Source organism: Neobacillus sp. NPDC058068 (genome assembly GCF_042885335.1).
GTDB lineage: Bacteria > Bacillota > Bacilli > Bacillales > Cytobacillaceae > Neobacillus.
On sequence record NZ_JBHVSI010000011.1, the window covers coordinates 59,491 to 75,056 of the forward strand.

Below are 15,566 nucleotides of genomic sequence, written 5' to 3' on the forward strand. Positions count from 1 at the left end.
ATTTCCCTGCTTTTCTGATGTTATCTCAACTATTATTATTAATTTTGAATTTCTAAAGATGATCAATTTAATGCGTATATTTTATAGAGAATAATTTTTCATTGACATTTATTATCATTTGTTTTAAAGTTACAAAAGTAAGTTTGAATAATAAAAAACTATTTGTTTGTGGACTTTTCTAGAGAAATCTCTATTTTCGCCACACAGCCATCCTATGATAGCTGTGTGGCTTTTTTGTGTGGTAAAGGGATGGGCCACGCAAAAACAAGTCAATTAATAGATTGAAAGGGGTAGGAAAAATGAAAACTTGGCAATACGCACTCATTGTGTTTTTAGGGGGATGCTGCTACGGTGCCTTATCTACTTTTGTAAAGCTTGCTTATTCCGCGGGTTTTACCACGGCAGAGGTGACAGGGAGTCAGTATTTATTGGGGACAATACTCATCTGGATGGTAGCCCTTTTTTCAAAAAAGAAAAAACTGACACTTCCCAAAATAGGAAAACTACTTATCTCGGGAATTCCACTTGGATTAACGGGTGTCTTTTATTATCAATCACTACAAACACTTCACGCTTCACTTGCGATCATCTTTTTATTTCAATTTGTCTGGATTGGCAGCTTATTTGAGTGGGTCTTTTATAAAAAGGCACCGACATTTGGGAAGATTATCTCGATAGGAATTCTCGTTATTGGTTCTATTCTGGCAGCAGGTATTATTACAGAAGGCGGCGGAGACATAACATGGCAAGGAACCGTTTGGGGACTGCTTTCCGCTTTGACCTATACTACTTTCATCTTTCTTAGCAGCACAGTGGGAAAAGATACACCAGCTGTACAGAAAAGTGCACTATTTGCCACTGGTGGTTTGATCGCTGTTTTAGTCCTGGTTCAACCAACGGAGTTACTCCATTTACCTGTTTTCATGGGTGTAGCACCGTATGGTTTGTATCTTGGCATATTAGGTGTATCCTTGCCGCCACTTTTACTTTCAATCGGGATGCCGCATATCGGTCCAGGGCTTGGCACCATATTAACAGCATCTGAACTTCCGGTTGCAATAATATTATCATCGCTTGTTTTGGCAGAACACGTAAGCACATCCCAATGGATCGGGGTTGTTTTAATCTTAGGTGGAATTGTCGCAGGAAATGTCAAATTACCTAAAGCAAAAATGAAATCCGTTTCTTTGGAAAGGGAATCAGTCTCATAGATTAAGCAGGGTAGAGGAGTCCGCGTTCGCACAGAGCATATGATGAACAATACTACGTGTCTCTTCCACAAAATTGTCCTTCATTATCCTTATGAAGGACAATTCTTTCTTGTTTTCCAACTAAAATGTCCTTCATCTCCTTTATGAAGGACAATTCTCTCTTGCTTTCCAACTAAAATGTCCTTCATCTCCTTTATGAAGGACAATTCTCTCTTGCTTTCCAACTAAAATGTCCTTCATCTCCTTTATGAAGGACAAATCTCTCTTGTTTTCCAACTAAAATGTCCTTCATCTCCTTTATGAAGGACAAACCTCTCTTTTTTTCCAACTCAAATGTCCTTCATCTCCTTTATGAAGGACAATTCTTTCCTAGTTTTCTCTCAAAATTGCTCTTCATTTCATATATTGTTTAATGGGCTACATTCTTTTTTGAAAAGCCTGTGATGACAAAACATCAAACAAATAAAAAGAGCCATTTCCGCTTAGAGAAACGCCCCTTTATACTATTTCAATAATTAATAAGATAATCTGATTTAAATATTCCAAGCTGTTGTCAAAAGCCGAATTCCCTTTTCAATTTCCTCTATCGTCAAACCGCCAAAACCAAGTAAGACTTTTGACTCTTGGCTTTCATTAGACCCAGCGTAATAGATTGACAATGGATATACTTTAACGCCAACCTTCATTGCCCTATCGATTAATTCTTTTTCCGAAATTCCATTTTTCACTTCCAAAACGATATGCAGCCCGGATTTTTCACCAATTATATTTACATTGTCCCCCATGTACTTATTGATAGAGTGGATTAAAGTATTCTGTTTTTTACGGTAAAGGGTTCTCATTTTATTTAAATGTGTTTGCCAATAGCCTTCGTTCATAAAACGATATAAAGTAATCTGATGAAGTCTGGATGCTGTTTGTTTATAAATCGTAAAGTGCTCTTGGTATTTCTGTAATAGCGTCTGTGGCAACACCAGATAGCTGATCCGAATGGACGGAATCAATGACTTTGAAAATGTCCCTAAATAGACAACATTTCCGTTTGTATCTAGCCCTTGTAAGGAAGCAATTGGTTTCCCTTTATAACGAAATTCACCGTCATAATCATCCTCAATAATATAGCTGCCTTTTTCTTCTGCCCATCTTAACAACTCCATTCTGCGTTGTATCGGCATAACCATTCCATAAGGGAATTGATGGGATGGGGTAACATAAGCAGCATTTGTGGTACTATCCTTTAATTTTTTTACATCCATTCCGTCTTCATCTAGAGGAATTGAGATTGTATGAGCTCCCAGATCTTCTAAGACGGTCCTGGTACGGTGGAATCCTGGATTCTCTAGGGCATATGTATGGTCTTTACCAATTAATAAACATAATAATCCCATTAGTACCTGGGTACCTGCACCAATGACGATTTGATTGGAAGAACACTTAACACCCCTAGACGCAAATAGATATTTTGCTATTTCCTCTCGAAGTTGTTGCTCACCTTGCGGATTTCCAGTATTAAAAAATTCGCATTGATCATCGTATAAGTATTGAATGGTTAATTTTCTCCATACAGCAAACGGAAAGTGCTCTAAATCAACATTTCCCGAATTGAAATCAATTTTAACATTTGCTTGAACTTGCTCACTTTTCGGCTCAAATTGTGGATATTCTTGATTAGGGAATATGTCATCTTCCAACATTGTGACAAATAATCCTTGACGGGGTTTACTTTCCAGATAACCTTCCGCACCTAATTGATCATAGGCAGCCTGAATGGTATTTAAACTCAACCCAAGATAAGTAGATAAATGACGTTTTGACGGTAATTTTTCTTTAGGCTTTATTCTACCCGTTAAAATTTCTTGTTTTATGTAGTTCGATAGTTGAATATACAAGGGATCCTTACTTTTATTATCAAAAACAGGAGTTATTTCAAGCACCCTTCATCCTCCTTATCTGGTACTAATAAATTTATCAAATCTGATACTTTCGATTATACCAGTTTGTGATTAAATATTATTAATGAATGGAATTTTAGATAAGGGAGGAAGAGAAATGGTTAATAAGCAACCATTTGTAATAAAGGAATTGAATAGTGAAACGGAATGGCGAGAAGCATTTCCAGTGATGAAACAGCTGCGGACACATTTAGACGAAGTAAGTTATCTCGAATTAGTTCAAGAAGCAACACAAAAGGAAGATTATAAACTGGCGGGGTTATTTGAAAATGGACAAATCGTAGCTGTAACAGGCTTTATGCCGATGATTACTTTATACAATGGCAAGTCCATCTGGGTTTGTGATTTAGTGACCAGTTCTGATGTACGTTCAAAGGGTTACGGTGCTGCCCTTCTTGTTTATGTACAAAGGTTGGCAAAAGAAAATGGCTATGAAAATGTATCACTCTCTTCTGGTTTACAACGCATTGATGCCCATCGCTTTTATGAACATAAAATGAAATATGACAAAGTTAGTTATTGCTTTTTAAAAAGACTTTAGTTTGCTCGTTGCAAGAGCGATCCACAAGGAAAGATAAGGGGATCGTTGAGAAGTGTATTTAGCAAGTTTGCCACTGTCACCTATAGGCTCCCACTGCTTTAGCGGTGGGAGTTGTTAGAATGTTTAAACAGGATTTAATTAAGAAACTAGATAAAATAGAGACTTTTATTCTTATTTAAGAATTTTGCTTCATCGTTTCTTCAACATAAGTGAGGAAATTGGGATAGATTGAGTTTCCTTCCAAGAATTGTGATACCTCATTTAATGGTAATAAAACTGTATCTCGATTTTTAGAATAAAGAACACTCTGCTGCGTTTGAATACTACTGTACACGCCATCAAGTTTGGTAGAGTGATTGTAAACCGAACCAAACTCATACCAGTAAAAGTCTTGCTTAAGATTATTTTTAATAACCTCGCCAATATAAGCACCGATTCGAACCACGAAATTATCAAAATGCTTAGTCAACAGTTCATGACCGATTTCCGAATTCATTAATCTATTTGCATACTTATCAATATATCGAATGCTTTCAATAGTGAAATCTAAATTTCTTTTAGTAAGGTTCTCTTGATCCCAGGAATCAGTCGAGACATCCTGATACATCAATTTCGCCCTGCCTTTTAAATCATCTTTTATTAATTTTGTTCTATTTAAGAAACCAAACATAGGATAGGAATTCTCCTTCTAGAATTTTAGTAATATTTATTAGCTCCTTCAAACACTAATTTATCTGTATCCTACTTCGCTTTAAGTATATAAAAATCCTTTTTTTACACGTCAACTCAATAAGTCTGACCAATTTACAGTTTAGTCTATTGTCGTATTATTAAATTTTATTCTTCTTTCATCAAAGGTCTTTTCATCTTCGGTACCGAAGCCATAGCCATCATAAATAATTGACCTGACAGGTACATGTGGGGTTAAAACAATTTTCCATTCTCCATCCTCTAAAACCATTACAATAAAAAAGTAATTTACTCCGTTAATAAAAAAACTGTTCTGTATATGCACAATATAATTTACTCCGACATAAAACACTCTTGGATTAGTAAATTTCTCGATATAGCGGCTAGGTAAAAATTGCTTGCCATATTCATAAGGAAGTTCTCTCCACCTAACAAGTTCTGCTTCTTCTATATTCAACAAACCATGTTTGTATTTCTGATTTTCTTTTTCGGCTATGAAGTCTAATAATTCTAGCTGTTGTTCTTCTACCCACCAAGATGAAGCGTTTTCCCACTGGCTTTCATTCAAATCAGCAATATAATTTTTGATAACTTTTTCTGGAGATACTGTTTCTTCCCCTTTAACAGAATTGCTAAATATGCAGCAAAAAAGCAAAGTAAAGACAATGATTGGTTTATTCATGAATGATCGCCTGCCTGGATAATTTTATTCTTAGATTATCCATTTTTCTTCTCAAACATATCTAATGCATACCTTTACTAAAAAAACAAAAAGTAGTGTGATCTTCTTCTAGAGATCCACTACTTCTATTTTTAAGGTCTTTGCTTAAACAAAACCTCATCTTTATACCTTTTCCAAATAGCCACATACTTCTTTGCTCTCCTTCAAAAAATTGTTTGGCAGTATGCATAAATCAATCACGTAGTTTCACACTGTTTTCTGGTCTTTATTCAATAAACGGCACCATTAGTAAGGAACTTTCTAAATGAAATTAATATTCTATCATTCGTTTTATCGCATCAATTACAACGAATGGTTCATCGTTCTGAATATAGTGAGCACTATTTTCTGCAATAACAAGTTCGCTTTTTCCGGAAATATCAAGAATTTCTTTTTGCATCTCATTCCATAATTCCTGAGATTCCTTAGAGTAATGAGCCTTTTTCCCTGCTGATAATACAATCATGGGAATATTATCTAAATACCTTTGCTCTTTTTTTAGTTGGCTCAGACTTGCCATAAATTCTTCATATGTGCCTTCATAAATAAATTGTTTATTGTATGCTTCCTGAAATTCCTTAGACATTGTTGGAAGAAATCTTTCTTTATAATCTACTGGTGTAGAATCCACTAAAACTACTCCTGCAATGTCATTAGGAAACTGCGTCGCAAATAATCGTACGTTTACACCGCCAAAAGAATGACCTACTAAAATATAGGGAGGATTTAATTTAAGTTTTGTCAGAACCGCCTTTAACTCTTTTACCATTTCCAGACTCGTACGAGAATTGGGACTTTTTTCGCTCCGTCCTAATCCAGCCCTATCATATACAAAAACATTTGCAAATTTCATAACTTCATAAATTATGTTATCCCAAGCCTTTGAATAGTCACCATAACCAGAATCCATCACAACAGTTGGCTTCTCTTGTTTTTTTTCATAAAGTTTTGTGAATATTTTAAAGCCATCAATTTCAACGAATGACTCCTCTAATGCTATCTTGTTTGCTCTCATCCTAATCCCCCTTATTGAACTACTAATTTTTCCCTTTAAATCAGCATTATACATCCATTGATAGTTGAAGAACAAATCCATAAATATTTTAACATATTATTCCTTTTTCCCGAAAATAAATATATATGAAACTATTTTAAACAAACCCCTTTTTTAATTCGGATAATTAAACTTATGATAAAAAAAGAGGAATTTTATATTTAATAGAAAATTCCTCAACTACAGGACTAAATCTCCATATCAGATTCGATTTCAAATACAATTTCACCGTTAGCAACTACTTTATCTAAATACCTAAGTCACCACTCATTAAAACTACTACCTGCTACGCATTACCTTTTCTCATCGAACCACTAATTAAATCCTTGCCCTTCCAATGTGCCGCTCCCATCGCTGCCAAGAGCAGGATACCTGTTACAACAAAGACAATTTGCACCGGAAAAATTCCGCCAATGACACCGCCGATCATTGGACCAATCATTCCGCCGATTTGGTTGGCTGTTTGACTTAACCCGAATGCTCGTCCGCGGAAGTCCTCCGCTGTTGATTTCACAACGAGTCCATTTAATGCCGGATAGACGGCGCAGAAAAAGACGCCGAACACAAAGCGGATAATCGAAAATCCGATAATTTCACTAAAGAGAATTTGTGCCAGCGTGCCAAGGCCGCCGCCAAGAAGCCCGATAACCAGAACCCGATGAAATCCTACCTTATCGGCCCATTTTCCCCAGACTGGAGCAAATAAGGCACTTGCGATTCCCGGAAGAGAAAAGACAATACCAGCCAACAGTGAGGCCTTATCAACTGAGCCGCCCAATTTTACTATATACAGGGGAAGGACCGGTTCGATTGTCATGATTGATCCTGCAGTGATAATCGTTAAGATAAGCACCAGCATCAATGGTCGATTGCCCCACGCTTCTTTTATATCATTTTTAACAGAGCCACGCTTTTTGCTTGGGGTGAAGTTCTCCTCCGTTACCCAAAAAATGACCAAAATAGTCGAAATCAACGTGAAAATTCCTGCGCTGCCAAAAGCCCAGCGGTTTCCCACCAAATGAGCAATTCCCCCGCCAAGAAGCGGTCCAAGAATCCCGCCCGATGCGGATGCGGTAGAAATCATCGACAGGGCGTATCCGATGCTTTTACCTGGCGTATTCGTTCCAATCAAGGCAATCGCCCCGGGAATAAATCCGGTTAAAAGCCCCTGTGCAATTCGTAAGACTAATAACTGATAGGGATTGGTCACAAATGCTGTTAATGTATAAATGATAAAAAGACAAACCCCCGCCCTGATAATCATTGGTTTTCTTCCATATTTATCGGCAACACTACCCCAGAACGGGGAAGCGATGGCACCTGCGAAAAAGGCAGCGCTAAATAACAATCCTGCCCACAGCTCCACATTTTCAGTGACACCGATTTGCGGCAAAAAGATGGGCAAAAAAGGGATGACCATTGAAAAGCTTGCCGATGTGAAAAAGACGCCAATCCACAGCACCCATAAATTACGTTTCCAGCCTTGCATGCTAATCGCTCTCCTATTTTTATCCCAAATAATAATTTCTCCCTCACTTTATCACAAAGGCAGAAGAAAAGAACGTTTAGAGTCCCGAAATAAATTTCAAAATCACTTTTTCGATCGCAAAATTTCTTTTTAAAAAATTGGACATTCCTAAACAATCAAGCAAAAATAGAAATATAGAAAACCTGTTCAAACAAAGCACAAATTGACAGGAATTCGGATTGGATAATTGTTAGGATTGAATCAAGGAGTGAGCGATATGGGATGGGTAGAATCGTTACAGCGGGCAATTGACTATATGGAAGAACATTTACTAGAACCTTTATCGATGGAAAGGATTGCAAAACAGGCGAATGTCTCGATATTCCACTTCCAACGTACCTTTTCAATATTAACCGATATAACAGTGGCTGATTATATTCGCCGGAGACGATTAACTCTTGCTGCCCAAGAACTATCGAATACCAGCAGCAAAGTTATTGATGTCGCCCTGAAATATGGCTATGACACTCCTGAGGCTTTTACCAAAGCCTTTCGCAGGCAGCACGGGATTACACCAAGTCTAGCAAGAAATTATACTGGAAAGCTGAAATCGTATAACCGCCTGATGATTCAGGTGAGTCTGAAAGGAGCCGATCCGATGAATTACAAAATTATTGAAAGAGACAGTTTTCAAGTAGTTGGCGTCAAACGGGAGTTTTCGTGTGTAAATGGAGAAAATTTAATCGGGATTCCAAAAATGTGGGATGATGTTCATGCAGACGGAACAAACGACCGATTAGTGAAGTTGAATAAGGGAGAAATTAATGGGATAGTTGGCGTTTGTGTGGATAAAAGCAGTTACCAATCAGAGCCTCTCATTGATTACTGGATCGCTGTAGAATATAACGGGGAGACACCGGATGGATTCATGCAGCTGGAAATTCCCGCATCAAAGTGGGTAGTATTCGAAGTTCACGGAGCTATGCCAGATGCAATCCAGAAGGTCTGGAAGCAAATTTCCTCAGAATGGTTTCCATCAAATCAGTATACGCCAGCAGGCACCCCGGAATTAGAAGTCTATTTCGATGGAGATCCGTGGAGCCCTGATTACTACTCCGAAATTTGGATACCGTTGAAGAGAGACTGAGCAAAAATATAGCGATGCTTGATTTGTATCAAGCATCGCTATATTTTTGGAATTATTTCCTAATCCTCACTTCGAGAAAATTGTTGTTTTCTTAGATTATCCGATAGAATGTGCAAATTCGCCGATTGAAATGCTAATATTCGCCCATAGGATTCAAAAATTCGCCCATAGACTGGTTGGGTCGTTAATTTATTCATGGAAATCAATGAATAGTGGCCTAGTTTTACACTAAAATTGTATCTTTTATGAGTTTGACCTTAATTTTAACAACACCATTTACTAAAACAGTCATTTCTTAATAAACTCTCATTAAATTCAAGGCAGCAGAGCCGATTCGCTCTCTGTTGTCAGGTAATGTTCACGCTTCTGAATCTTTGACTTTCACCACTTTTTGAATAAACGGATACAAAAAGTAACCCATCCAGACCCCGAGCAAATTTAAGATAAGATCATCGATATCAGCAGTGCCGCGCCTTGTAAGATGCTGTGTCGTTTCAATCAGGAGTATGGCAACAACTGGTACGAACCATAACTGACGCTTCGATGGTTTTTTATAAAGCATTAATGTCGCCACACCAAATGGAGCGAAAAGAAAAATATTTGCTGCTAAATTATAAAAAGCGACAAGGAAATTCACGTTTCCAGTTAGGAAACCGATAATAGTCTTAAATGGGATGAAATTAATTTGACTATATTCTTGGTTTGCCGGGCGGAAGAATAGGAGGACAAATAAGCCTAAACTATAAATCCCGATGACACTTTTTAATATAGTTTTAGAGATTTGGAGGGTTTCTCTCCGCACACTATAAACTACGAACAATACAAGTATTGTCAAACACATCCACACCACTAGCAAAACAACTGGGTGCAGATAGGATAAAAGCCGCAGCCAGATCGGCAATAATATAACAAACAGAAGCTGGGAAATGCCTATCGATAACCAAAGTGAGTTGGTTTTCATTCTAATTAACATTCATAAGTCCTTTTTCCAAATAGGCTTAAGAATTCGGATAGGTTGCTTGCAAAAACTGAACGGATTGTGTAATTAGTGATTGTAGTACTGATATATCAATGTCTGCGACCTTATTGATATACACACATCCTTTTCCTGTTGTATGCTTTCCAAACTCCTTAAGTAAGTCCTCACGTTTTGGTTCACCCGGTGCAAAATACAAACTAATTTTTGCCTTGCGCGGTGAAAAGCCGACTAACGGGGCATCGCCTTCATGTCCAGTATCATATTTATAATGATAAGATCCAAATCCGATAATACTTGGCCCCCACATCTTTGCTTCAAATCCTGTCGTCTCAGAAAAAATATCTACAAGTTTATAGGCATCCTCACGTTTTTTCGGGTTCTCGACACTCTCAATAAACTCGACAACACTATGATCCGTTTCTTTTGTTTTTTGCTGATAGCTCATTAAAATCTCTCCTATTCTTTGAAAAAATTAACTCCATGATAGCTTCATTATATCCCCTATTTAATGAAATATTCTTCATTTAAAGGGTAAGTCCAACTGCAGTTGGACACCGGTTTATTATTCAATACTCCTAAAATCTTGTTTTTCCTGCTAAATTGCAGGAATTACATATTAAATAATAGAATATTTTGTGGTGAGGAGGGGTCAAATTGAAGAAAGAGGATATCATTAATGAAAAGTTAGCTTTTATTGACCGGGTGCATTCTCTAAAAGCTTTGTCGGACGATTTATGGTTCCTGCCATTGCGAGAAGGTTCATGGGGAATTGCCGACGTGATTTCACATTTTATTGCATGGGATCAATTTATGATTGATAATAGGATTTCGTATCTATTAAAAAACGAGCCATTCCCGCAAATGGCCATCGATGTAGAAGAAATAAACAGGTCTGCATCAAGATATGCCAGATCAGGAATAACGAAGGATCAGCTGATAGATGAGTTCATATCTATTAGGAAACAATTATTATCCCTCTTGCGTGCATTGGATGCGGAACGATTTGCTAGACCGCTCCCTGGCAGGGAGAATATTATTCTAGGTAATTACTTTATTGGAATGATAGAGCATGATCAAAAACATATGGTGCAAATTGAATCATTCATTAACCAAAATCAAAATGCATAAAAATTATTACCGTTAGAATTCACCAAAAAATGGTTTGGAACCTTCAAGCCATTTTTCTTTTTTAGTATGAATTACATTCTCCCCTGTTTTATCCATTTCCAAATTCTAAAACTGCCAAAAATGGATATCAAAAAAGAGCAATCCACGTTAATCACTTATATATTGCCAGAATGGAAAGAAAAATACATATAACTGCTGAAGTAAATAAGATGACAGAAACAACAAGATTTCTTCTAAATTTAATAGCATATGCACAAAAAAAGATTGCCGCAGCTAATTTGGAGCAGCTTTGAAAATAAGCATTATTCGAAAAAAATGAACTGCTAAAAATAATTGAAATAAGCAAAGTTGTCGAAATTAGTATTTTGAACCACAAAGGCTCTATTAGGAATAGTTTAATTATAAATTTTATCCTCTGCATAACGGTATGACTCCTTCCAATACACTCTAATTTCTACTTAAGCATATGATGTGTTCTTGAAAAGTAATACTTACCTTTTGCAATGGTGTTAACATATGTATTAGCAGCGTGCTAATAGTTATTATATTAAGGTTATTAAGTGAAGTTATAAAGGATAGTAATGATTTACTATCTCTATAAGACGTTCAGATTTTTCTGCTGAAACATTTTCAGACAATCTTGCCCCGGCTATTATGGGAGCCCATTGGAAAATCTCGTCTTTTGACAAATCGCTTTTCGCACAATAAAGATGCAAATACAAATCCGCTATTTCCATTGAAACCTGTGAATACAAAAGATATGTGCGATATACGTCAGAACGAATATCCCCCGCACTGGCATCAACCCAATCAATAATTGTCACTTTATTATCTGTCATGATCAAGTTAAACAAATGATAATCTCCATGACAGAGCCTTTTCTCAAATGTCATTGAATCCAATTTTTCTATTAAAGCAGACTTATGCCTTTTATCAAGATTATCGGCTGATTCAATTTGTCGGCTTAATTTTTCAGACATCGGTTCAAGTGAATCAGCGGCAATCATATGGATTTTTTGTTGTATATCAACAGAAATATTCATGTAATATTCTGCTTGATCCATGTTTTCGGATAGGATATCTCCTATTGTTCGACCCTTAATATATTCCATTATAATAGCTTGTTTCCCGTCTATTTTCGTAACATCTAATATTTTCGGGACAGAAAGTCCACACGAATACGCATATTTTTGCTTATTTGCTTCATATGAAGATTCCGTCGTAAAATAATCATTATATATTTTGACAATCCTGTTTTCGTAAAGATATATTTTGGCTGTATTTCCACTTGCTATTGGAGTGCCTAAATTCATTTGTTATCCCTCTTTCCAATATTTTCTCTGTTTTTACAAGAAACAATTGTCGTGGGTCGGCAATCGCTACCAGTTTGTTAATGAAGAAAGTATCTCATAAATTTCATTTCAAATCCCACTTTTCTGTTCAGAAAATCCATCCTATTATTTACATATTACTACATTCTTGTTGAAAAGGACGAGAATTAAATCGGAATAATGCGTTAATAATGTTCTTTATCTAATTATATAAATTTACATGTTACATAATACCATGATATAATAATATTAAGTAACATGGATTGAGGGGCGTTTATTAATGGAATATGTTGAAGCGTTAAGAGACATCAAGCAAATCAATGCAATAAAGAAGTATTTAAAAAAGCATTCTGAGCGTGACTTTGTTCTCTTTGTCTTTGGAATTAATACTGGGTTAAAAATTACCGAAATGCTGGATATCAAGGTTGAGGATGTGTTAGACAAAGAAAACTGTGTTAAAAAGTTCTATTTGTTGGCACATAAAGAAACGGTGAAGGAAGTCTACCTTAACCAAAAAGTAAAACAGGCTATTGCCCATTTTGTTCATACTCATCATTTATCAGGTGAAGATTTTTTGTTTAAGTCCAGTAAAACCGACAAACCGATTACCCGCCAACAAGCTTATCGTATAATCCATCAGGCAGCAGAAGCAATTGGCATCGGAGGAAAAATCGGCACCAACTCACTAAGGAAAACCTTTGGATTTCATGCTTATAAACGTGGAATAGCCATTTCACTATTGCAAAAGCATTTCAATCATTCAACCCCTTCCGAAACACTCAAATATCTGGGAATATCCAAAGATGAAAAAATAAGAACTGAAATCGATGTGAACCTTTAAAGCTCAAATTCTTAATCCATGATCAAACCATATAGGAGGAATAGATAATGAATATTCGCGAAATCGAACTTCCAGGTATCGGGAAAAAGTATGAAATCATCACCAAGAGCAAGGACAAAATAGTGGTTATTATTCATGATGACGGCAGAAGAGACATTTATTATTTTGATCAAGAGGATTACGAGGAAGCCATTTCCAGCACAACGTTTGATGATACGGAAGCAAGGCAGATTGCTGCGATTATTGGCGGAATGACTTACGCGCCAAAGGCATTAGAAACGATTGAGATGGCATTTGATGATTTGGTAATTGAATGGTCTAAGGTGGAACCTGGAGCATTAGCGGTTAATCAAACCATCGGAAATTTAAATATCCGTCAATCCTATGACGTAAATATCGTCGCGCTAATCAAGCGCAATCAGAAAAAAATTCATACCCCTGGTCCTGAAACCCTTTTAGAAATAGGAGATACAGTCATCGTGTCTGGACAGCGCAATCAAGTAAAAACGATTGTAAAAGAAATTCTTTCAAGAAGGGACGGGTGATACTATGACAAATCACTTAGTTTTCGAGGTAGGTACAGCGTTAATTTTAGTGGCCGTAGCAGCATTGTTAGCAGGCAGGTTAAAATTCTCCATCATTCCATTTCTGATTCTTTTAGGGATGGTAGTTGGTCCCCATGCACCGCATTTTGGAATAATCGATCTTAGATTCATAGAAAGCTCAGAAATAATTGAATTTTTCGGGCGCATTGGGGTTTTGTTTTTATTATTTTACCTTGGGCTGGAATTCTCTGTAGGAAAATTAATTCGTTCAGGGCGGTCTATTGTAGTTGGTGGAACTATTTATGTAGCACTTAATTTCATTTTAGGATTCATTTATGGATTGTCTGTAGGCTTCCCTATTATGGAAACGTTCATTATTGCAGGTCTCCTTAGTGTCTCCTCTTCAGCCATCGTCGCTAAGGTTTTAGTTGATTTAAAAAGAACAGCGAATTCAGAAACAGAATTAATCTTAGGTATAATTTTATTTGATGATATTTTCCTAGCTATATTCCTCTCTATTATGTCAGGTCTTTTACTCGGTGGGTCAACGACGATTTTAGGCACGATCACTTCAGTTCTAATTTCACTTGGTTATATGATTCTATTTTTCGTTATCGCCCGCAAAGGGGCTCCAATTCTTAATAAACTATTAAACATTAAGTCTAATGAGATTTTCATCCTCGTTATCTTTGCTTCACTATTTTTTGTCGCCGGTTTTTCAGAAAAACTCCATGTTGCTGAAGCCATTGGTGCACTATTACTGGGGTTAGTCTTTTCTGAAACAGAACATCGCGAACGTATCGAAAAGTTAGTTATCCCGTTTAGAGATTTCTTTGGGGCACTATTTTTCTTCAGCTTCGGTTTAAGTATTGATCCATTTAGCTTAGGTGGTGCCATCTGGCTAGCTTTAGGTGCTGTAATCCTAACAATCATTAGCAACTTTGTAGCGGGAATGATTTCCGGAAGAAAAGCTGGTTTGTCTTATAAGGCCTCTTCAAATATCGGATTAACAATCGTTTCTCGGGGTGAATTTTCGATCATTGTTGCTAATTTAGGACTTGCTGGAGGCTTGATGCCTATCCTAAAACCATTTACCGCGGTTTATGTTCTAATCTTGGCTATTCTTGGTCCTTTATTAACGAAAGAGTCTAAAAATATATATCAATTATTAAATAGAATTTTCCAATGGGAAAATAAGATAAAAACTAAACGGCAATCTACATCTATCCCTAAAAAACATACGGAAGAAAACAATAGCCCTGGAGCGTAAATAAGAAAAAAGCTAACGAAGCGGGATTATACCTTCCCACTTTGTTAGCTTTATTCACTATAGAACTCCCTTAAGAAAGGAGGAATTTAATTATGAGCATCGGCATTGTCATTGTTTTATTAACGTATGTTACAATCTTAGTCTTATCATATGCAATCCTTGTTTTCACTCAGGAAAATGATGATAAAGGAAGTATGATTATTAACAAAGCCTATCAATATTATTATTCCATACTCCTTTTTAGCATACTTGTCGTTCTTGCCCTCATAATACTCCCGCACATCACTCTTGATTCTCAAACCACCAGTTATCTATTCATAGCCAGTAAGTTTATTTCCGTACTTACACTTGGCGGCAGTATTTATGTATTAAGCAAAAAGAAATGGAAAAATTAATTCTTGTGATAAAGAATATTTGGTCTCGTAATCTGGAATTGGATTGTTAAGCGACCGTTTCATTGATTCCAAAAAGGGATTCGGTCGCTTAGAAGTTCCATATGCAATCGCAACTCCTATTTATTGAAAAGAACTCTCCGTATTAAAGTCGAGGGCACTGAAAAAGTCTCTTAAATTTAGATTGTGTGAATAAATAGTCTGTTGATTTCCACTCCAGGCGGCTTCGCTTTCCGCGGGCGTGCCGGTGAGCCTCCTCGGCGCTAGCGCCTGCGGGGTCTCACCTGCCCCGTACT

Annotated in this window: 16 protein-coding genes; 8 read left to right on the plus strand and 8 right to left on the minus strand. The window is 36.7% G+C overall.

Translation table 11 applies throughout. From position 1 onward, the window contains the following. Positions 1-299 precede the first annotated feature (299 nt). Entirely contained in the window at positions 300-1,211 is a 912-nt protein-coding gene (locus ACFVSW_RS14215; RefSeq protein ID WP_387317089.1) for an EamA family transporter, read from the plus strand. Positions 1,212-1,744: 533 nt separating this feature from the next. Here ACFVSW_RS14215 and pdxR read toward each other — a convergent pair. Next, positions 1,745-3,145 (minus strand): MocR-like pyridoxine biosynthesis transcription factor PdxR, encoded by a 1,401-nt coding sequence (gene pdxR, locus ACFVSW_RS14220; RefSeq protein ID WP_387317090.1) that lies wholly within the window; start codon positions 3,143-3,145, stop codon positions 1,745-1,747. 115 nt (positions 3,146-3,260) lie between these two features. Here pdxR and ACFVSW_RS14225 point away from each other — a divergent pair, with 115 nt between their 5' ends. Beyond that, entirely contained in the window at positions 3,261-3,704 is a 444-nt protein-coding gene (locus ACFVSW_RS14225) for a GNAT family N-acetyltransferase (protein ID WP_387317092.1), read from the plus strand. A 175-nt stretch (positions 3,705-3,879) separates the two neighbouring features. Here the strand turns inward: ACFVSW_RS14225 and ACFVSW_RS14230 are convergent, their stop codons facing one another. The 4 genes from ACFVSW_RS14230 to ACFVSW_RS14245 form a co-directional block, all read right to left on the minus strand. Further along, a complete protein-coding gene (locus ACFVSW_RS14230) occupies positions 3,880-4,374 on the minus strand; it encodes a hypothetical protein (protein WP_387317095.1) in 495 nt (164 codons plus the stop codon). Between the two features lie 141 nt (positions 4,375-4,515). Further along, positions 4,516-5,076 (minus strand): hypothetical protein, encoded by a 561-nt coding sequence (locus tag ACFVSW_RS14235; RefSeq protein ID WP_387317098.1) that lies wholly within the window; start codon positions 5,074-5,076, stop codon positions 4,516-4,518. A 310-nt stretch (positions 5,077-5,386) separates the two neighbouring features. Beyond that, positions 5,387-6,130: an alpha/beta fold hydrolase gene (locus ACFVSW_RS14240; RefSeq protein WP_387317100.1), complete on the minus strand. Its 744-nt coding sequence runs from the start codon at positions 6,128-6,130 to the stop codon at positions 5,387-5,389. A 325-nt stretch (positions 6,131-6,455) separates the two neighbouring features. Then, positions 6,456-7,658, minus strand: a complete 1,203-nt coding sequence (locus ACFVSW_RS14245) for an MFS transporter (RefSeq protein ID WP_387317103.1) — start codon at positions 7,656-7,658, stop codon at positions 6,456-6,458. 256 nt (positions 7,659-7,914) lie between these two features. Between ACFVSW_RS14245 and ACFVSW_RS14250 the strand changes: the two genes are divergently transcribed. Next, a complete protein-coding gene (locus tag ACFVSW_RS14250) occupies positions 7,915-8,784 on the plus strand; it encodes an AraC family transcriptional regulator (protein WP_387317106.1) in 870 nt (289 codons plus the stop codon). A 358-nt stretch (positions 8,785-9,142) separates the two neighbouring features. Here ACFVSW_RS14250 and ACFVSW_RS14255 read toward each other — a convergent pair whose 3' ends face one another. Beyond that, entirely contained in the window at positions 9,143-9,757 is a 615-nt protein-coding gene (locus ACFVSW_RS14255) for a VanZ family protein (RefSeq protein WP_387317108.1), read from the minus strand. A 25-nt stretch (positions 9,758-9,782) separates the two neighbouring features. Continuing rightward, the gene (locus ACFVSW_RS14260) at positions 9,783-10,208 is read right to left on the minus strand and encodes a DUF1801 domain-containing protein (protein WP_387317111.1); all 426 of its coding nucleotides are present in this window, start codon (positions 10,206-10,208) and stop codon (positions 9,783-9,785) included. Between the two features lie 209 nt (positions 10,209-10,417). Between ACFVSW_RS14260 and ACFVSW_RS14265 the strand changes: the two genes are divergently transcribed. Continuing rightward, entirely contained in the window at positions 10,418-10,891 is a 474-nt protein-coding gene (locus ACFVSW_RS14265) for a DinB family protein (RefSeq protein ID WP_387317112.1), read from the plus strand. Positions 10,892-11,457: 566 nt separating this feature from the next. On the opposite strand, the gene ACFVSW_RS14270 is transcribed toward ACFVSW_RS14265, so the two are convergent. After that, positions 11,458-12,204, minus strand: a complete 747-nt coding sequence (locus ACFVSW_RS14270; protein WP_387317114.1) for an aminoglycoside phosphotransferase family protein — start codon at positions 12,202-12,204, stop codon at positions 11,458-11,460. A 298-nt stretch (positions 12,205-12,502) separates the two neighbouring features. Here ACFVSW_RS14270 and ACFVSW_RS14275 point away from each other — a divergent pair, with 298 nt between their 5' ends. From ACFVSW_RS14275 to ACFVSW_RS14290, 4 genes are all read left to right on the plus strand, one after another. Next, complete coding sequence (locus ACFVSW_RS14275; RefSeq protein ID WP_387317116.1) at positions 12,503-13,063, plus strand: tyrosine-type recombinase/integrase; 561 nt, start codon at positions 12,503-12,505, stop codon at positions 13,061-13,063. A gap of 47 nt (positions 13,064-13,110) precedes the next feature. Then, positions 13,111-13,608: a cation:proton antiporter regulatory subunit gene (locus ACFVSW_RS14280; RefSeq protein WP_387317119.1), complete on the plus strand. Its 498-nt coding sequence runs from the start codon at positions 13,111-13,113 to the stop codon at positions 13,606-13,608. A gap of 4 nt (positions 13,609-13,612) precedes the next feature. Next, on the plus strand, positions 13,613-14,878 hold the full coding sequence (locus ACFVSW_RS14285; protein ID WP_387317120.1) for a cation:proton antiporter: 1,266 nt from the start codon (positions 13,613-13,615) through the stop codon (positions 14,876-14,878). Between the two features lie 92 nt (positions 14,879-14,970). Next, entirely contained in the window at positions 14,971-15,273 is a 303-nt protein-coding gene (locus ACFVSW_RS14290) for a hypothetical protein (RefSeq protein ID WP_387317122.1), read from the plus strand. The last annotated feature ends 293 nt before the right edge of the window (positions 15,274-15,566 follow it).